Source organism: uncultured Maribacter sp. (assembly GCF_947500985.1).
Lineage (GTDB): Bacteria > Bacteroidota > Bacteroidia > Flavobacteriales > Flavobacteriaceae > Maribacter.
In genome coordinates this window covers 728401-746815 of sequence record NZ_CANMTX010000001.1, presented here as the reverse complement: position 1 = coordinate 746815, position 18415 = coordinate 728401, and the positions used below count along the sequence as shown (strand labels likewise).

Genomic DNA, 18415 nt, shown 5'->3' with positions numbered 1-18415 from the left:
TTGACTAAACTAATTACCTATTAGAATAATGAAGTTTAATATTAAAAATTGGAAGAAATATACATTTGAATTTATTTCAATATTTATTGCAGTTGTTTCTGCATTTGCACTTAATAATTGGAACGATAATCGTCGAGACCAAAAAGCAGAAACAAAAATATTGAAAGAAATGTCGAGCGGTTTATTGAAGGATATAGCGGATATTGAAAATAATGTAAGCGGGCATGAAACAGGTATAAAAGCATGTAATTATTGGCGTAGAATAATTAATGAACAGGAAAAAAACTTAGATACCTTGTCAGTCTACTACGTTACTTTAACAAGAACTTTTTTTCCAGTTCAGAATAAAGCAGGATATGAAACATTAAAATCTAAGGGGTTGGAATTGATAAAAAACGATTCTTTAAGATTTCAGATAATATCACTTTATGAATATGATTACTATGTATTAAAACGATTAGAAGAGGATTCTCCTGAAATGCAGTTTGAAGACAAATATTCTGAAGAGATAAATAAAATATTATCAAAGAATTTTCAATTTTCCGTAAATGGAGATATTGAAAATTTAAACTTACCATTAAAGTTGACCGATGAAGAAAAACAGTTGTTTTCAACCTACTTGTGGCAAATTCAAATTAATCGAGAGTCTATGATAAATTACTATGATGGTGTCAATAGTAAAATTGAATTACTTAGAAACAAAATTGAAGAAGAGTTAAAACAATAAGAAGTTAAAATTATATGTAATTTCTAGGAATTTTATTCAGATAATTACACTCGAAAGCAATAGTTGTTTTAATGGATTTAGCAAAATTGTAAAATCGAAAAGTGCCAAAAACAAAGCTGACGAGAGTGGATAGAAAACGACGAAACTAACCCAGAAATTATCATTAAAAATCAGCCAGAGGTTATTGTAAAATTCATTGATGAGCAATGGGAGAAGTCAATTGAGGTGTTGATGAAAGAGGTGGAGTAGAATTACTATTTGAATTAAACTTTAATAGCATCTGCAATTAAATCAAACTTATAGTTAAAAGGATATGACAATAGAATATTGGAATGAATTAGCTAAACAAACTATTTTGATAAGCTCGTTACTCAGTGGTTTTTCAATAACGGTAGTAGCGAATATATTAGTTTCAGATAAAAATGATAAACTGACTAATAGAATTTTAAAATCTGCAACATTGTCTGCTGGCTGTTTTCTAGTCTCTGTATTTGCTATGATTCAAATATCAATGATAACAACACCTGGTGGTTACATAAAAGACGTTGTAGCTGACGATTTTTTGGTAGCTAGAATTATCGGAATGATAACATTTATGGTTGGATTATTTTCGTTAACTGCTATGATTTCATTATCCGGATGGACTAAATCAAAAAAAATTGGAATATTTACGACAACTGTGGGAATATTGACATTATTATTGATTTTCATAACAATGACGAGAATAAGCACCTAGAAACTAATTCTAAAGATTTGTGTTTCTTAAGCGCTATGACTTAAAATTTCGTAGCAGAAAGCAAAATCCAATTACGCTCTGTATAATTAGTAAAATAGCAGCTTGCAATACTTTAAAAAAACAAATAGAATGACCACAACCGACCTTTTCAGAGTAATAATTAAAATCTTTGGAATATACTGTTTTACAACTTTAATGTATCGATTACAGCCAAGAATGACGGTCAATTTTGGATTTGTTTTTTTCGACTTTATAATTAATGTAATTTACATGGTTGTTATGGGATTAATTGTTTTCCTTTTTCTGTTCAAAACGGACAGGTTAATTAAACTCTTTAGACTTAATAAGGGGTTTGATTCCCAAATAATTAATATAAAAAATCTAAACGAGGTTGGACTTTTTAAATTTGGAATAATAATAATTGGACTTTTAATGATTGTTGACAATATTGCTCCCTTTTTAAACTTTTGTTATTTAGAGTTTAAAAAGCAAGTTTCAACAAACGGAACTGACGAAAGTTCAGCGATAAACTTGGGCTTATTTATTGACTATAATTGGTGGTTTACCTATGGGCTTAATATTTTTATTGGAATTATATTTTTAACCGCTAACAATAGAATTTCAAAATTATTAATGAAAAAGGAGAAAAACGTTGGGTAAGAATGCCTATTGCAAGAAGAGCTTAAAGGTTTAAATTTAAAATTGGTAATAGGTTTCGCAATTGGTTTTATAATTTATGATGCCTTTGCAAAAGATGAAATCGACTGGGTTAAAGCAATTGTAGTGGCTATTCTGTCAGTGGTTATAATGTTGGTTATTGAGCGGGTAAAAAAATAAAACTATGATTGCCAACTAAGTAGACTAATATTTTAGCTCTGTTCTTTAATAGAAAAGAAGAATTTCTTGTCTCTTAAAAATGCTTAGCTCAATTGTTGGTTGTTATTATAAAATAAATAAATTTTTAATTAAAAGATTATTACAAATTTGATATTCTTTTAATAACAGCTTAAATATATTATCATGAAGAATCTTCAACTTATTAGTTCATTGCTTATTTTAATTTTTCTAAACTCCGCATTTGGGCATACAGTTGAAAAAAAATATAGTTCAAATCCTATTATAGAGCCAATATGTAATAACAAATCGTTGGCTAATTTTAAGACTTTAAGTTCGGGTTTTTCATGTCACAATTTAAAAAATATAGATAATGCTTATATAGTTTCAAATCAACAAGAACTGATTGATGCAAAAGGAATTGTATTAAATATCGAAAACGGCTTAGCGATTCCAAATGCGGAAATTACATTTTTAAAAAATAATAGAAATATTCTCTCTAATCAAAATGGAGAATTTGAGATTTCATTATCAAAAGATTTTATTGATGACAAAATTGTTATATCTGCAATGGGCTTCATAAATGATACCATTAGCATTGAAGAATTAGCAAAAGCTCCAAAAAAAATTCATGAAATTTGGTTACAAACTCAAAGTTTTAATCAAATAAATCTTGATGGAGTTACCGTGACTGCAAGCAACATTAATCTTACAGCAGAAGAGATTATTCAAAAAGCTAGAAAAAATGTTTCATTCAATTATACTCAAAACCCCTACAATCAAAAGTTTTTCTATAACTATATCAAATCTATTGATTCCGATTCAGTATACGGTCTTAAAGCAATTGTAGAAACCTTCAATTCTAAGGGAATGAAGAAATCGTTTAGGACAAGTAAAAATTTATACGGTGAAATAGAACAATTTAAAACGATTGGTAAGAAACAGAATTTAAAAGATAACGAAACCAATTTTGTCGAAATGACAGAGATGTTTAATTGGGATTTATTATTAAGTAAATCAAATGTTTTATATAGAACTAAGTCTTATTCTCTTACTAAGGTGGGAGTTATTGATTATAATAATAAAGAAGTTTATAAAATTAGGTTTGTAGAGAAATCCCCAAATAACCTGGCATCTTATCGCGGTCATTCAGCAATCAAAGAATCTTCAGGATTAATTTACATTGACAAAGGTAATTATGCAGTATTAAGGTATGAACATTGCATTAAAAAAGAGCCTTCAGAATTAAATAACTATCCTGGTAAAATAGTAGAGCAAAATCAGAAAATACTTTTTTCTTGTAAACAAAAGGCAGATAAATCGCATTATATTAGGCATGGTCAGGTGATTGAAGAAATAATTTTAACGTCAAAGAATGATGATGCCATTAAAAATCAAATTATAACAAAACAAGAGATATTATCAATTCATTATAAGCCTTCAAATATTACAAAAATAAAACAACCTCTTTCTTCTATTTCGGTATTAGAAAATTCTAAAAGGAGTTCTAATTTTTGGAGGCGTAACCCTTTCATTCTTCAAGAGAAAAAATTAATTTTTGGAACATGTATGTAATTGATAATATTTTATATACTGAAAGAGCAACAGTATTCTTGAAATTTTGCTATATTTTATAAAAATTAAAGTTACAAGTATTTAAAGGTTTTACCACCCAACCTATAAACAATAAGTACTTATACCTTACTCGAAGATTTGTGTGTGATTAGAATAGTACAAAATCTTTGTGATTTTGCTTTGATAAAAGCAATATCCAAAAGATAGCCCTACGTGCGTGGCGAAAAGCAAATAACAGTGTGCTATCGAACTATGCATTTTTAGCCTTTAGGTGTTAATTATAAAAATAGAAATGACAATTAGAGAAGCTCATAGAAATGAATATACCATTTCAACAGATAAGGATAAGCTAGATATTCTGAGCATTCACAAATTCCTTGCAAATGAAACCGATTGGGCAAATGGAATTCCTATCCATACCTTGAAAACATCAATTGATAACTCATTGAACTTTGGGCTTTATCATAATAACAAGCAAATTGGTTTTGCTAGAATAATTTCAGACTATTCAACTATTGCATATCTAGGAGATGTTTATGTTTTAAATGAATATAGAGGAAAGGGGTTAAGTAAATTGCTAATGAATGAAATTATGGAGCATCCAAATCTTCAGGGGTTAAGGCGCTGGATTTTATTAACTGATACAGCTGAATGGTTGTATAAAAAGTTTGGCTTTACAGAATTACCAAATCCTAAATTTTATATGGAGAAACATAACCCAAATGTATATAAGTTGAAATAATGAAAGAATATCAGTTGGAGATTTTTGCAGATTATTTTCAATTTCATCTTCATGATGAAAATATGATACCCAATTTTGGAGATGCATGGGACCAGTATTCATTTGATAATTTTCTTGCGTATACTAGTGATGGAATCGGAATTGGAACTGTTCGAAATATGGACGTCCCAGTAACTCTTAAAATATATGAATCAGAACCAAAAATAAAAGAAAACTTAAAACAAGTTTTTCAAATTAATGAAGCTGATTTATCTATAATATCTGGAAAGTTGGTGGTAATTGGATGTACAGAATATTTTCCTGATGCAAAACGGATTGAAATAGACAATGGTATCTATAGAGTAAGAGTATATTATTCCAATTTAGATAAACGCTCAGAAGATGGACTTGATGGAGAAGACTATTATGAACTTGATATTTGGAAGACTGACAATGTTCAAGAGTCCAAATTTAACCGATTAAAACCTGTAAGCTAAGCAGCGTATTAAAACGCATTACAAAAGAACGTAAAAATAATAAGTTAGGGACCTAAGACGAATTTATAGAGACTAAATTATCTTTTAAAACATATAGTAATGTAAAAAAATGGAAATGATAATAATACAAACTCCGCTAACTACAGTGTGCATGATTATCAAATTCTAATCAATTGAAATTATTGTTACACGTAAATTTATAAGTAATGAATGATAAAGTATTCAAATATAAAAGCAAGTTTTCGTACTGGGTATTCAATTAACGTATTCTAAAGAAATTATCTATTTAAAAAATAATAAAGTGCTTTCAACATTAGAATTTTCTACGTTTAAATTATACTCCGAAGTATTTAAGCTAATTAAGAAAAAGTGTAAAAAAGCAAAAGCTATGAAAGAAGGGAAGGTATTAAAACCTAATTTTTGGAAAAGCGAATTAGCAATTGTAGAAGTTAATAGTAATGTCAATTTGAAGAACAACAATATAATTTTAGTTTAAATAAACAGTTATATCACCTCATTTGACCGTAAAAGTTCATTTTATACTTGTGGTTTTGAAAATTGCAGATTACCATGAACAACATACTTAAAAAGCTAATTTGGTTATTACTTTATTTACTGTTCAACACGGTATTATTTTTCATTGAAGTAAGTATTTTATTTGATACCAACGACTCAAGTAATAGTGGAGTTTCTGGATTTGATTAAATAGATGCTCTATTGGAAGGTTTTAATGCTTTTTTTGATGTTTTGCAAGGCATGGCACTAATGTTCTTTTTCTATGCATCTATAGCCTCGGCTATTTTTGCTTTACTACTATTTATTCCCGTACAGCTATATTTTATAAATCGGAAATTTAAAAACCATAACAGGAAGTTTTTATACAGTTTATTGGCTTCCTTTGCTTTAGTGATATTGTTAAAATTGCCAAAGTATATTTTTATGTTTATAGAAATGACTTATTCGTAAAACTACTTCAGATTGTTTTTTAGTTTAACTTGTTAGCTAGATAATATTCGTACTTATAAATTACATAGTAATGAACATCACTCAAGACTGGAAGAAGATAAGAACACATTTCAATAAGAGTTTTAGTTCAAATTTTCATATTTCCGTTGCCTCTGTAGATGTAGAGAATAATCCGACTGTTACACCAATTGGTTCTTTGTTTCTAAATGATAATCAGTCCGGATTTTATTTCGAAAAGTTTCCAAAGAAATTACCGTTACATGCAAAAATGAATAAGAATGTATGTCTGCTTGGTGTAAATGGTAGTAGGTTCTTTTGGCTTAGAGCATTGTTCAAAGAAAAATTTTCAGACTATCCCGCAATAAAATTATACGGTGAGCTTGGCGAAAGAAGATTAGCGACCGAACAAGAAACAAAACGACTCAACCGCAGAATGCGAATAACCAAAGGACTTAAAGGGAATGCCTATTTATGGGGCAAGATGGAGTATGTACGCGATATTAACTTCACCAAAGCAGAGAAGATTAATTTAGGAAAAATGACAGCCAGTTTATGATAACCATTTTAAGGGTAGTAAATTAGGACAATCATCAACCAAACAAGAAACCATGGGAAAGAAATTAGATGCTATCACTCCCGCATTACAAGAATTCATAGAAAACCAGAAGATATTTTTTGTAGGCACAGCAGCTGTTGAAGGCAATGTAAATGTCTCGCCCAAAGGCACAGATTCTTTTAGGGTGATTAATCAGAGTAAAATTGTTTGGTTAAATCTTACGGGTAGTGGTAATGAAACTGCAGCTCATTTGTTGAAGAATAATAGAATGACCATCATGTTCTGTGCTTTTGAAGGTAAGCCCATGATTTTAAGATTATATGGCGAAGCCAAAATATATCATAAACGTGACAGTGTTTTTAATCACTTTTCTCAACTGTTTCCTGAAAATATAGGGGCAAGGCAAATTATTGAAATGCAAGTAGATTTGGTTCAGACCTCGTGTGGTTTTGCAGTTCCGTTCATGGATTTTAAAGAAGAGCGAACAACCTTAAATAATTGGTATAAAAAGCAAGGAGAGGATAAGATTGAAGCATATTGGAAAAATAAAAACATCAAAAGTATTGACGGATTTGAAACTAATATTCTTGAAGATTAATGCTTCTATTCGTAATCAATCTATAATTATATAATCCCTAGTTTATAGAACTCCTCTAATTGAGAATTACAGCTAAAATTTACCTCTAAATCTTTTACAATTCCTGTACCTACACCATATACCCAGCCATGTAAAAATAATTCTTGACCTCTTTCCCATGCGTTTTGTACAATAGAAGTTTTAGCAAGATTATAAACCTGTTCCATAGCATTGAACTCAACAAAACGGTCAAAGAGTTGCTCTTCATTTACTATGTCTCCGAGCTCTTTTTGATGTTGTCTGTAGACATCTCTAATATGCCGGATCCAGTTATCTGCTAATCCGTAAGATTTACTTCCCATGGCAGCTTTTACACCACCGCACCCATAATGACCACACACAATAATGTGTTTAATTTTAAGCACATTTACCGCGTAATCTAAAACACTAAGCATATTCATGTCTGAGTGTACCACCATGTTGGCTATGTTTCTATGTACAAAAACCTCTCCTGGTTTACCTCCAATTATTTCGTTGGCAGGTACCCGACTATCAGAACAACCGATCCATAACAAAGGTGGTTGTTGACCTTTCTCTAGTTTCTTAAAAAAATCTGGGTCATCATCTAATTTAGATTCGACCCATTTTTTATTATTTTCAATTAAGCTTTTATAAAAATCTAATTTCATATTCTTTTCTTTGTCCTATTAATGCTCTAAATGGAATACTTGGTATTCGAAATACTTTCTAAAACTTTCCTATTCAGAAATTGTATTCAATATTAATATCACCTTTTTAAGGTGATGATCCTTCTCATAGAAACTTAATTATTAAAGGTAAGCTCTTCTATAGAATTAATATGAAAAATAAACACTGAGTAAAAATGCTAATTCACCAATAATTCATGAGATGGATAATAAGCGGAAAACAAAACTCCAGGTATCCAATAAAACCAGTTTACATCGATAACTAATTTATAAGCGGTATTTTTAATATCCATAAAATAAGAATACTTTGAAACAGACCATAGCACGAGTAGCATTAGTAGTCGGTGATTACGATAAAGCCATTGAATTTTACACCAAGAAATTAGATTTTAACCTTATCGAAGATACCGACTTGGGCGATGGTAAACGTTGGGTAATAGTAGCTCCGCCAGGTTCAAAAGAATGTTCGTTGGTATTGGCAGAAGCAGCTAACGAAAAGCAAATGGCAAGTGTTGGTAACCAGACGGGCGGTCGTGTTTTTCTGTTTCTATACACCGATGATTTTTGGAGGGACTATTACAAAATGATGGAACGTAAAATTAAATTTGTGCGTTCACCAGAAAAAATGCCTTATGGTATGGTAGCAGTTTTTGAGGATTTATACGGCAACATGTGGGATTTACTTCAGCCTATTGAAAATCTAAAACAACAGCAGCAACAGCAACAATAAGTTGGTCATTTTATCACTGCGGAAAGATGTGTAAATCTCTTAAAAAAATATTCAATTTCAAGTATAAAAAACCCTTATCGGATTCTAGTAGTTCATTGAATCTTTTTAATACTAAAAACTTATTATGCGGTATCGGTAAATCTGAAATACGAGAAAGTGAAATTGTAATTACCGACTATCCTTTTGAACCATCGATTGCCTATTCTAAAACACTAATTTCTGCAAGTGATATCGAAGGTATGTCGGTTGATTTCGGAGTGTGTAAAGTCTATACTGAAAGCGATATCATATTTGTTTCGTCAGAACATAAACAAAGATTGAAGCAGTTTTATAAAAGTAACAATATTAGACTTATACCTCAAAGTTGGAACTGGGATTGGATTCTAGAGCCTTATCTAGATACCGAATTTACCAAAGAAAGCGAAGAACGTTGTTTGGCTAGACTCATAGAAAATGGATTTACATCTCTAGAGGTAGATACTATTAGGGCAGAAGTAAAAGACCAGATGTATGCCTATAATTTTGATACTATGTTGTGGGATTGGTGCAGCTTAGGTTTGTCTGATGTTCTTTCTGCTATGCGCGCTAAATATTCTGAAAAGGAGTTTAGAATATTTTATAAAAGAGCATTGGAGATTGAAAAGCGCTCTAAAATAAGTAAGTAGATTTTTTGTAATTAATCTTTATCTTTAAAGAGACTAATTACAGATCATGCAAATTCCTGAAATCCCCAATTTAATTCACTACGCCATTCCGTTTTTTACGGTGACCGTAATTCTAGAAGTTATTCTATCGGTTAAAGTGAAACTCCATGATTATGAGTTTAAAGACGCCGGTACTTCTATTCTTATGGGTTTGGGCAATGTGGCAATTGGTTTGGTAACCAAAGGCATTGCGCTAGGCTTCTTTTATTTGTTATATAACTTTTATCACATGTTTGAAATTCCCTTTGCCTGGTGGTCTTGGTTGATTTTACTTTTTGCAGAAGATTTATGTTATTACTGGTTTCATAGAACTAGCCATGTCAGCCGTTTTTTTTGGGCGAGCCATGTGGTGCATCATTCCTCTAAAAATTATAATTTAAGCACTGCATTACGACAGTCATGGTCTGGCGGATTTTATACCTTCATATTTTGGACTCCGTTAGTGCTTATCGGTTTTCACCCAGTGATGATTTTGGTGCAGATGTCAGTCAGTCTAATCTATCAATATTGGATACATACCGAGTTCATTACTAAAATGCCCAAGTGGTTCGAAGCCATTTTTAATACACCAAGCCATCACAGGGTACACCATGCTACCAATCCGCAGTATTTAGATAGAAATCATGCCGGAGTATTTATTATTTGGGATAGGTTGTTAGGCACCTTCGAGCCAGAAGATGAAAAGCCTGTTTATGGTTTAGTAGCGAATATTAATACCTATAATCCTATTAAAATTGCCTTTGCAGAATGGTACAAGATGCTAGGAGATTTCTTCACATCAAAAACATCATTGGTAAATAGGTTCAAATACCTAACAAAACCACCAGGCTGGAAACATGATGGTACCAGTATTCTTTCTACAGATTTAAGAAGAGAGTGGGAAGAGCATAAAAAGGTAGAAGTATAATTTTTGTGTAACATAAAGGTCTTTTGAGCGTCATATAAAAACCAACCACCAGAAGAATGACCAATAAACTAGTAGCATACATAGGAATTTTAGGAGTAAGTTTATTTGCGATAGCCGCCATCGTTGGTCCATTATTAATAGAAGACTACAGTGTGGTAAGTCAGTACATAAGTGAATCTTTTGCGTCTAATACTGAATATGGTCAGTATTTACAGTACTTCGGATATGTGCCTAGCGGAATTCTCATTACTATCTTTTGCTTTAGTGTTCCTAAATATTTTCCAAGTTCCAAATTGATAGTAGCCGGGTTTTTCGGATTGGCATTATTCTACGGATTGGGTACTGTATTAGTCGGATTTTTTCCGTGTGATGCAGGCTGCCCAACAGATGTCATAGATTCTAGCCTTGCACAACTTATACATAATGCAGTGGCTTCTTTAACTTATATCTTTTTTCCAATTTGTTTAATAGGTATAGGATTAGGGTTAAAGAAGTTTGAAAACTACGAGCGTTTATCTCAAATTGCAATGATCACAGGAATTATAAGTGGCATTTTCATATTCTCCCTATTTTCCGACCCCAATTCAGGTTACCGAGGAGTTCTACAGCGAGTTATAGAAATCTCGTTTATCACTTTTATGGTTTCTAGTGCCTTGCGAATTAATAAGTGTGTGGATTAATACGAAGTACAAAGTAATCTGTAGAAGATATTAAATTTAAAGGTCACTGAGCGTAGCCGAAGTGACCGTGTCTCGAAAAACCAACAACCAACAACTACTCCTTATAAACCACACCATCTTTCATTACAAAAGACACATTTTTCACAGAAGAGATATCTTTTACGGGATTCCCTTTTACTGCAATAATATCAGCTAAAAACCCCTCTTTTAAGCTTCCTAATTGATTTAAATGAAACATACTGGCATTACCAGAGGTAGCAGATTTTAAGACCGCTAAAGGCTTCATTCCGTAATCTACCATCAATTCCATTTCACGATAATTTTCTCCGTGGGTAAAAACACCCACATCACCACCAAATACAATTTGTACACCAGAATCTAACGCCATTTTAAAAGACTTGCGTTTCTGTTTAATACGCTCAGGTTCTAGGTCTGTAGCTTTGTTCCAACCTCGGTATTGCGTAATGGCATCGCCAGCAGCAAGAGTAGGGCATAGACCGATACCTTTATCCTTCATCATCTTAAAAATTTCAGGTGTACCGCCATCACCATGTTCAATAGTTTCAACGCCACCGAGAATGGCTCTTTTCATTCCTTCGGGAGTACCGGCATGTGCGACTACATATTTTCCTGCAGTAGTAGCGGTCGCAACCATTGCATTAATTTCTTCCTGTAAAAATGTCGCCTTAGAATCGGCACCTGGTGTCCAACGATAATCGGCATATATTTTTATTAAATCGGCACCGTTACCCATTTGTCTACGAACGGTTTCAATACACTGATCAACTCCGCTTGCAGCTTCGGCACCTAAGGGCACAGTTACACCGTCGTGAAATCCTTTTGGTCCGTATGCTCCTGTAGCTACAATTGCAGGTCCCGCAACCAATAAACGTGGTCCATCTATAATTCCCTTATCAATAGTTTTCTTTAAATAAACATCCGTATAACCGGCACCTTCAGCGCCCAAATCTCGCATGGTGGTTACACCTGCCATTAAAGAATTCTTTACATGAACGGTACCTCTAACTGCACGTTCAACAGGCGATTCTTTAAGTACCTGATCATTCCAATCGGTTTCGTTGTATGGGTGTAATAAAACATGGGAGTGACCTTCAATAATTCCAGGCATTAAAGTACTGCCAGTCAAATCTATTTCTGTGGTGTTGTTCGGTAGATTTATTCCGTTCGCATTTCCTGCATACGTAATTTGATTTCCTTCGACTAACACCACCCAATTTGTATGTAATTCACTACCGTCGAATACTTGGTCTGGTTTTAAGAGTGTTTGAGCAGAACATAGACTTACAGATAATAGAAATAAAAATAATATTGATTTCATAAAGGTAGTTTGTTTAGTTGGCAATAGCAGAGGTTAATAAGTTGTCTAAGTCAGTTTTGGAATGTTGATTTCGGTTAGAAATTACCATAAAGATGTCTTTGGTACTTTTAATATCTTCTAACGGGTTACTGTTCAGTAAAACGATATCAGCAATTTTACCTTCAGAAATAGTTCCGTAATCAGCATCTTGTTTTAAAAATTTAGCACCATTATAAGCAGATGATTTAAGTGCATCTAAAGGAGAAATTCCGGTAGCGACCATGGCTTCCATTTCTTTATGTAATGATATACCGGGATACGTATAACTGTTATATGCTCCGCTATCTGATCCAGCCAAAAGAGATACTCCGTTTTCATTCAGTTTATAAGCAAGTTTACCGAAAAAAGTATCAAGTGCTTTACGGTCTGTCACTTGCTTTACGGTTGCATTTTTTACACGGTCAATTCTACCTTTATAGGTTTGCTGAATTCCGAAGCTCATATACTTTAAATAGGCATCATTCGTATGATCAACTTCATCTAAATAGCTAAGCACTCCGCCAATATGTAGTGTAGGTACTACAAATACGTCATTCGATTTTAAATGCTCGAATGTTTTTAAAGCGGTGGAGTCAGAAAATGAAGATTGGAGTAGGGGCATGGCATCCCAAAATCCGATTTCTTTATTAATCAATTGTTGTGTGATTTCTTTCTCATAGCTAGAACACCCTTTCATGATATAGTACAAATGTTCTACCGCATCAATGCCAGCATCAATAGTAGCGTCAAGCTCCACTGTAAAAGGCATATGCCCCGATGTAATTAAATTTCGTTTCTCGGCTTCTTGAATCACCTTTAAATAATTCTCTCCCGAAATACGGCTATCATAAATTTTTACAAAGTCAGATGGTATAGCTTGCAAAGAGTCCAAAGCCTTAGAAATATCTTCATCAGTATCTACTTCTAAAGAACCGGCCCAAGTACCACCTGGTCCGTCAATTTTTGGTCCAGATGTAAAAATTGTAGGTCCAACAAGTTCATTTTTTGCAATAGCTTTTCGCCATTCTAAAACAGACGAGGTAAGATCGCCACCCGCATCACGAACTGTGGTAATTCCATTTGCCATAAAGAGTTTCAAGAAGTTCTTATTTGCATTGATTAATGAATCTCCACCTCTAAAATGTGTGTGATTGTCCCAAAAGCCTGGTACTATAAATTTACCTTTTGCATCAATTATAGTTTCAGCTTGAATGTAGGTTAAGTCAGAATCAGATATGATTTTTGTGATTCTATTGTCATTAATAAGAATATTTGAAATTGAAACAGAACCATCTTCTAGATGAATAAGATTACCATTTTTTATGATTACATCGTAGGTTGTTTGCGGTTCAGATTTACATGATAAAAGCATTGTTAAACAGCATAAGACTAGACAAGACTGTTTTAATATAATTGAAATATTCATGTTGTTTTTTTGGTTGGATTAGAAAGGTAAAAATAATTACTTATTTAATAATTGTCTGATTAAGATAAAAACAAAAATTAGTAGGCTATACCCTATGAAAAAGGGAATTATATAGGCTTTTAAACCCAATACTAAAAAGAGCCCAATGAGCAGTAATTGAAAGCCCAGCCCAAAAGTAGAGACTGCGGTCATTAACCATTTGGGTTGATATATTCCTTTAATGGCATTCTTATCAAGACCATAAATAATACGATCATAAGGACCATAACAAAATGAGTAAATGCGATATAGTAAGTCTACAGTTTGTTGATTTTCTCCGCTGAGGGCTTTGGGTGTTTTATTTTCAAATACCCTACTTGTGGTATCACCATCATACTTATTTCTCAAAATTACATAGTAATAATTATAGAGTGTGCCTTGTAATTGTAGTCCTACGAAAGCCACCAATGCAAAGAAAATAGTACTATCATTTATGTACCAAATTGAAAGTATGAATAACAAATTAAGTATGAAATCTGAAATAGAATCAAAGTATCGACCAATATGCGAAGGTATTTTCTTAATACGTGCCAGCTCGCCATCTGCAGCGTCAAGAATAGATTTTAAAACTAGAAAAAGTAAAGCTGACCAATAAAACCCTTCTAAGATAAAGCCAATAGCTAGAAGTCCGCAGACCGTAAATGCCAGCGTAACGTGAATTGGTGTAAAAATGGTTGTTTTTAAACGGTTGGCAATTATAAAGGCAAAAGGGCGACCGTAATCAGATAAATCTAAGAACTGATGTTCTTTAGGTAATTTAGACATTTAATACATCTTCGGGAAAACCAATAACGGAAACACGTTGGCTTGGTACACCACAAAAGCGAATGTAAAAATAAGGTTTAATTGATAATTAGCTAACGTATTAATCGATTGCAGTTTAAATGTTTTTTTCTATTTTATCGTCCGCCACCATTTCTATATTTTATGTTTTCAGCGCAGTGGCATATAATTTCATTTATTCTTTTATTGCGTGTATCTAATCGTTTTGCTTGATTTAACCAATAGAGGTAGCCTTTACGTTGGCTATGGGTAAAGTTCTTAAAGTTGCTAAATGCATCGGGGTTTTTATCGAAAGCAAGTTGTAATTCTTCAGGTATTACTCCGTTTTCCACATCATCTAGAGAAGTCCAAGATCCATTTTCTTTAGCAATTTTAATTGCAGCTAACCCAGCGGCTTGCATTCTGCTATTAGCTTTGAGCTCTTTTATATAGTTCTTATTTACTTTACTCCAAACACTTTTAGGTTTCCTTGGGCAGAAGTACTGTCTTCGTTTACCATTGCCTAAGCTTTTAACCGTACTATCTATCCATCCATAACAAAGTGCTACTTGTACAGCTTCTTCCCATCGCATACTTTCGTTTTCATGTGCTACAGCGTAGAAAATGAGATGAACTCCCGTATGATCAGAATGATTATAGTGTAACCAATTTTTGAATTCACTATCATTTTTAAAATATAACTCGGGTTTGTTTATCATAAATCTATTATAGGGGTATAAATTTATCATAAATGTACAATGATTAACACAGAAAGTATTGGTTAATACAGATGCGCACCCTATTTTTATGCTTTCTAAAATCAACTAAACAACAACAATTTACGTATGAAAAAAATCTTCATTGCGCTGCTTTTGGGTTTTGCGCTTATTATTGTCTCATGTGGTGGCAATAAACGAGAAGGAGAACCTAAAGTTTTAGTTTTCTCAAAAACTATGGGTTTTAAGCATGGGTCAATACCTGCGGGCGTTGCAGCCATTCAAAAGTTAGGAACAGAAAACGGATTTGCAGTCGATACTACCAAGAATGCAGATTTATTTACAGATGAAAACCTAAAACAATATTCAACTATTATATTTTTAAGTACTACTGGTAATGTATTAGATCAGTATCAAGAAGCTGCTTTTGAGCGTTATATTCAAGCTGGTGGTGGTTATGTTGGTGTACATGCTGCGGCAGATACCGAATATGATTGGGGTTGGTACAATGACCTGGCAGGAGCACAATTTTTGAGTCACCCAAAGGGCATGCCAACAGCTGATTTCATCATTAAGGACAAGAACTTTAAGGCTACACAGTTTTTTACCGACTCTGTATGGACTAGAAAAGATGAATTGTATAACTACAAAAACATCAATCCAGATATAAATGTTCTGATGACCTTAGATGAGTCTACCTATGAGGGTGGTGCTAACGGAGATTTTCATCCTATAGCATGGTTTCATGATTTCGATGGCGGACGCGCATTTTATACTGGCGGTGGACATGGAGATGAAAGTTATTCTGAAGATTTATTTTTAAAGCATTTGTTAGGTGGAATTCAATATGCCATAGGTGAGAATTTAAATTTAGATTATTCTAAAGTAACTTCTCAAATACCACCAGATGCAGATCGTTTTGCAAAAGTTACTTTAAGTGAAGGTCAGTTTTTTGAACCTACTGAAATGACTGTTTTGCCTAACGGAAATGTTTTGGTAGCTCAGCGTAGGGGAGAGGTTATGTTATATAATAATGAGACCAAAGAAATTAGTGAAGTATTAAAGCTTGATGTATACAGCAAAACATTGAATACACCGGGTGTAAATGCAGAAGAAGGAATAATGGGTTTACAAAAAGACCCTGATTTTGCCGATAACCATTGGATCTACGTATACTACTCACCAACAGGTGATGAATGGGTAAATCGTTTGTCAAGATTCAAATTTGAGGATGATAAGTTTGATGTAGCTTCTGAGCAGGTAATTATGGATGTAGATAGCCAGAGAGAGATTTGCTGTCATACCGGTGGTTCCATAGCTTTTGGTCCAGATAACTTACTATATCTTTCAACAGGTGATAACTCAACGCCGTTTAATGAGAAAGAAGTAAAATATGTAAATAACGGATTTGCACCTTTGAATGATATACCAGGTCATGAGCAGTACGATGCTCGTCGTTCTTCAGGTAATACGAATGATTTACGAGGTAAAATACTTAGAATTAAAGTAAGGGAAGATGGTACGTATGACATACCCGAAGGAAATTTATTCCCAGTAGGTACAGATAAAACGAGACCAGAAATTTATACTATGGGTCATAGAAATCCGTATAGAATATCTATAGATATGAAGAGAGGGTATTTGTATTGGGGCGACGTTGGTCCTGATGCAAGAGCAGATAGTTTAAGCACTAGAGGTCCAAGAGGATATGATGAAATGAACCAGGCTAAAAAAGCAGGTAATTTTGGATGGCCATTATTTATAGGTAACAATTTTGCTTATAATGCATACGACTATGAAACAGGTAAAACAGGTGCAGCATTTGATCCTAAAAAACCTATAAATAACTCTCGTAATAATACAGGGCTAACAGAATTGCCACCTGCAATGCCAGCATATGTGTATTATCCGTATGACGATTCTCAAGATTTTCCACAAACAGCAACTGGTGGTAGAAATGCAATGGCAGGACCTACTTATTACTCAGATATGTACCAAGGAGATGAGAAACTACCAAGTTACTATGATGGTAAAGTGATTATTTATGATTGGATGCGTGGATGGATGTTCGCCGTACATTTAGATAAAAACGGAGATTTCAGTAAAATGGAACCGTTTGCACCCGAGGTTAATGTCAATAGTTTAATTGATATGGAAGTTGGACCAAATGGTAAAATCTATCTTTTAGAATATGGTAGTGGCTGGTTTTCACAAAACGCAAATTCAGCATTAGGTTATATAGAATATAATGGCGGTAATAGACCACCTGTAATAAGTTCTGTAACCACTAGTGAAACCAATGGTAAGACACCCTTAAAAGTTAGCGCTAAAATAGAAGCAGATGATCGAGATAATGATACTGTTTCTTATTTATGGGATTTTGGTAATGGTGAAAGCAAAGAGACAACAGCACCTTCTGTTGATTATACCTATCTAGATGCAGGGGCTTTTAAATTAAAAGTAACAGTATTTGATAATAAAGGAGCAGAAACAATTAGTGAGGGTACTAGTATTATTGCTGGTAATACTGCACCAGAGGTAAGTATTTCTCTCGCAGATGGTGTTCCTGAATTTTATGTACCTGGACAAAAAATCAAATATGATGTTTCTGTGACCGATGCTGATGGAACTGTCATTGACCCTAGTAATATTTTTGTAAGTGTTGATTATTTGGAGGGAATGGATGAGGTAGCTATGAATTTAGGACATCAACAGGTTTCTGCAGCGGTTACTGGTAAAGCATTAACCCAAGCAATGGATTGTAAAGTGTGCCATAAAGAGGCTGCAGCTTCTATAGGGCCAAATTATAAAGATGTGGCAGCAAAGTATAAAGAGCGTAAAGATGCTTTAAAGTACTTACAGGGTAAAATTAAAACAGGTGGTAATGGTGTTTGGGGAGAAGTTACTATGCCAGCGCATCCTAATGTAACCTCAGATGAAACTAGACAAATAGGATTATACATTCTTTCCTTGAACGGTGATGATAAGAAAGAAAAATCGCTACCATCAAAAGGGGTTATTACTGCAGCAGCATCAGCTCCTGATCATGTAATGGTTATTACAGCAAGTTATACTGATGCAGGTGCTGAAGGTACAATACCTTTAACGGGTTCTAAATCTGTAGTGATACCAGGTAAGTCCAATAAATAAAATAACGATTAATTTGAATTGAAAAGCCCGCGATATAGCGGGCTTTTT

At 33.3% G+C, this 18415-nt stretch carries 18 protein-coding genes; 13 read left to right on the top strand and 5 right to left on the bottom strand.

The window, feature by feature from the left end:
- Positions 1-28 precede the first annotated feature (28 nt).
- The 8 genes from Q0871_RS03420 to Q0871_RS03385 all read left to right on the top strand — a co-directional run bounded on the left by Q0871_RS03420 (position 29) and on the right by Q0871_RS03385 (position 7210).
- Positions 29-727, top strand: coding sequence for a hypothetical protein (locus Q0871_RS03420; protein WP_299317877.1), 699 nt, complete (start codon positions 29-31; stop codon positions 725-727).
- A gap of 313 nt (positions 728-1040) precedes the next feature.
- Positions 1041-1463, top strand: a complete 423-nt coding sequence (locus Q0871_RS03415; protein WP_299317876.1) for a hypothetical protein — start codon at positions 1041-1043, stop codon at positions 1461-1463.
- A gap of 129 nt (positions 1464-1592) precedes the next feature.
- Positions 1593-2123: a hypothetical protein gene (locus Q0871_RS03410; RefSeq protein WP_299317873.1), complete on the top strand. Its 531-nt coding sequence runs from the start codon at positions 1593-1595 to the stop codon at positions 2121-2123.
- Positions 2124-2483: 360 nt separating this feature from the next.
- On the top strand, positions 2484-3872 hold the full coding sequence (locus tag Q0871_RS03405) for a hypothetical protein (protein WP_299317871.1): 1389 nt from the start codon (positions 2484-2486) through the stop codon (positions 3870-3872).
- A 292-nt stretch (positions 3873-4164) separates the two neighbouring features.
- Positions 4165-4614 (top strand): GNAT family N-acetyltransferase, encoded by a 450-nt coding sequence (locus tag Q0871_RS03400; RefSeq protein WP_299317868.1) that lies wholly within the window; start codon positions 4165-4167, stop codon positions 4612-4614.
- Entirely contained in the window at positions 4614-5090 is a 477-nt protein-coding gene (locus Q0871_RS03395; RefSeq protein ID WP_299317866.1) for a hypothetical protein, read from the top strand. The genes Q0871_RS03400 and Q0871_RS03395 overlap by 1 nt, the downstream gene beginning before the upstream one ends.
- A gap of 1036 nt (positions 5091-6126) precedes the next feature.
- A complete protein-coding gene (locus Q0871_RS03390; protein WP_299317864.1) occupies positions 6127-6612 on the top strand; it encodes a hypothetical protein in 486 nt (161 codons plus the stop codon).
- 52 nt (positions 6613-6664) lie between these two features.
- A complete protein-coding gene (locus Q0871_RS03385; protein ID WP_299317862.1) occupies positions 6665-7210 on the top strand; it encodes a pyridoxamine 5'-phosphate oxidase family protein in 546 nt (181 codons plus the stop codon).
- 26 nt (positions 7211-7236) lie between these two features.
- Here Q0871_RS03385 and can read toward each other — a convergent pair whose 3' ends face one another.
- Entirely contained in the window at positions 7237-7878 is a 642-nt protein-coding gene (gene can, locus Q0871_RS03380; RefSeq protein WP_299317860.1) for a carbonate dehydratase, read from the bottom strand.
- 325 nt (positions 7879-8203) lie between these two features.
- On the opposite strand from can, the gene Q0871_RS03375 reads away from it, so the two are divergent.
- Genes Q0871_RS03375 through Q0871_RS03360 form a run of 4 tightly spaced genes read left to right on the top strand, consistent with a single transcriptional unit; the run spans position 8204 to position 10917 of the window.
- Positions 8204-8626 (top strand): VOC family protein, encoded by a 423-nt coding sequence (locus Q0871_RS03375; RefSeq protein WP_299317859.1) that lies wholly within the window; start codon positions 8204-8206, stop codon positions 8624-8626.
- Between the two features lie 26 nt (positions 8627-8652).
- Positions 8653-9291, top strand: coding sequence for a hypothetical protein (locus Q0871_RS03370; RefSeq protein ID WP_299317857.1), 639 nt, complete (start codon positions 8653-8655; stop codon positions 9289-9291).
- 46 nt (positions 9292-9337) lie between these two features.
- The gene (locus tag Q0871_RS03365) at positions 9338-10237 is read left to right on the top strand and encodes a sterol desaturase family protein (RefSeq protein ID WP_299317855.1); all 900 of its coding nucleotides are present in this window, start codon (positions 9338-9340) and stop codon (positions 10235-10237) included.
- Positions 10238-10293: 56 nt separating this feature from the next.
- A complete protein-coding gene (locus tag Q0871_RS03360) occupies positions 10294-10917 on the top strand; it encodes a DUF998 domain-containing protein (protein ID WP_299317853.1) in 624 nt (207 codons plus the stop codon).
- 94 nt (positions 10918-11011) lie between these two features.
- Here Q0871_RS03360 and Q0871_RS03355 read toward each other — a convergent pair whose 3' ends face one another.
- The 4 genes from Q0871_RS03355 to Q0871_RS03340 all read right to left on the bottom strand — a co-directional run bounded on the left by Q0871_RS03355 (position 11012) and on the right by Q0871_RS03340 (position 15220).
- Positions 11012-12256: an amidohydrolase family protein gene (locus tag Q0871_RS03355; RefSeq protein ID WP_299317849.1), complete on the bottom strand. Its 1245-nt coding sequence runs from the start codon at positions 12254-12256 to the stop codon at positions 11012-11014.
- A gap of 13 nt (positions 12257-12269) precedes the next feature.
- On the bottom strand, positions 12270-13646 hold the full coding sequence (locus Q0871_RS03350) for an amidohydrolase family protein (protein ID WP_299317847.1): 1377 nt from the start codon (positions 13644-13646) through the stop codon (positions 12270-12272).
- A 90-nt stretch (positions 13647-13736) separates the two neighbouring features.
- Positions 13737-14504 carry a CDP-alcohol phosphatidyltransferase family protein gene (locus Q0871_RS03345; protein ID WP_299317846.1) on the bottom strand — a complete coding sequence of 256 codons (768 nt, stop codon included), beginning with the start codon at positions 14502-14504 and terminating at the stop codon, positions 13737-13739.
- A 134-nt stretch (positions 14505-14638) separates the two neighbouring features.
- Positions 14639-15220, bottom strand: a complete 582-nt coding sequence (locus Q0871_RS03340; protein WP_299317844.1) for a YdeI family protein — start codon at positions 15218-15220, stop codon at positions 14639-14641.
- 126 nt (positions 15221-15346) lie between these two features.
- Between Q0871_RS03340 and Q0871_RS03335 the strand changes: the two genes are divergently transcribed.
- Positions 15347-18367 carry a ThuA domain-containing protein gene (locus Q0871_RS03335; RefSeq protein ID WP_299317841.1) on the top strand — a complete coding sequence of 1007 codons (3021 nt, stop codon included), beginning with the start codon at positions 15347-15349 and terminating at the stop codon, positions 18365-18367.
- Positions 18368-18415: the final 48 nt, after the last annotated feature.

Bases quoted from the DNA above. Each gene is read 5' to 3' on its own strand.
- Q0871_RS03420 (WP_299317877.1), top strand. From the start codon at position 29: ATGAAGTTTAATATTAAAAATTGGAAGAAATATACATTTGAATTTATT.
- Q0871_RS03415 (WP_299317876.1), top strand. From the start codon at position 1,041: ATGACAATAGAATATTGGAATGAATTAGCTAAACAAACTATTTTGATA.
- Q0871_RS03410 (WP_299317873.1), top strand. From the start codon at position 1,593: ATGACCACAACCGACCTTTTCAGAGTAATAATTAAAATCTTTGGAATA.
- Q0871_RS03405 (WP_299317871.1), top strand. From the start codon at position 2,484: ATGAAGAATCTTCAACTTATTAGTTCATTGCTTATTTTAATTTTTCTA.
- Q0871_RS03400 (WP_299317868.1), top strand. From the start codon at position 4,165: ATGACAATTAGAGAAGCTCATAGAAATGAATATACCATTTCAACAGAT.
- Q0871_RS03395 (WP_299317866.1), top strand. From the start codon at position 4,614: ATGAAAGAATATCAGTTGGAGATTTTTGCAGATTATTTTCAATTTCAT.
- Q0871_RS03390 (WP_299317864.1), top strand. From the start codon at position 6,127: ATGAACATCACTCAAGACTGGAAGAAGATAAGAACACATTTCAATAAG.
- Q0871_RS03385 (WP_299317862.1), top strand. From the start codon at position 6,665: ATGGGAAAGAAATTAGATGCTATCACTCCCGCATTACAAGAATTCATA.
- can (WP_299317860.1), bottom strand. From the start codon at position 7,878: ATGAAATTAGATTTTTATAAAAGCTTAATTGAAAATAATAAAAAATGG.
- Q0871_RS03370 (WP_299317857.1), top strand. From the start codon at position 8,653: ATGTGTAAATCTCTTAAAAAAATATTCAATTTCAAGTATAAAAAACCC.
- Q0871_RS03365 (WP_299317855.1), top strand. From the start codon at position 9,338: ATGCAAATTCCTGAAATCCCCAATTTAATTCACTACGCCATTCCGTTT.
- Q0871_RS03360 (WP_299317853.1), top strand. From the start codon at position 10,294: ATGACCAATAAACTAGTAGCATACATAGGAATTTTAGGAGTAAGTTTA.
- Q0871_RS03355 (WP_299317849.1), bottom strand. From the start codon at position 12,256: ATGAAATCAATATTATTTTTATTTCTATTATCTGTAAGTCTATGTTCT.
- Q0871_RS03350 (WP_299317847.1), bottom strand. From the start codon at position 13,646: ATGCTTTTATCATGTAAATCTGAACCGCAAACAACCTACGATGTAATC.
- Q0871_RS03345 (WP_299317846.1), bottom strand. From the start codon at position 14,504: ATGTCTAAATTACCTAAAGAACATCAGTTCTTAGATTTATCTGATTAC.
- Q0871_RS03340 (WP_299317844.1), bottom strand. From the start codon at position 15,220: ATGATAAACAAACCCGAGTTATATTTTAAAAATGATAGTGAATTCAAA.
- Q0871_RS03335 (WP_299317841.1), top strand. From the start codon at position 15,347: ATGAAAAAAATCTTCATTGCGCTGCTTTTGGGTTTTGCGCTTATTATT.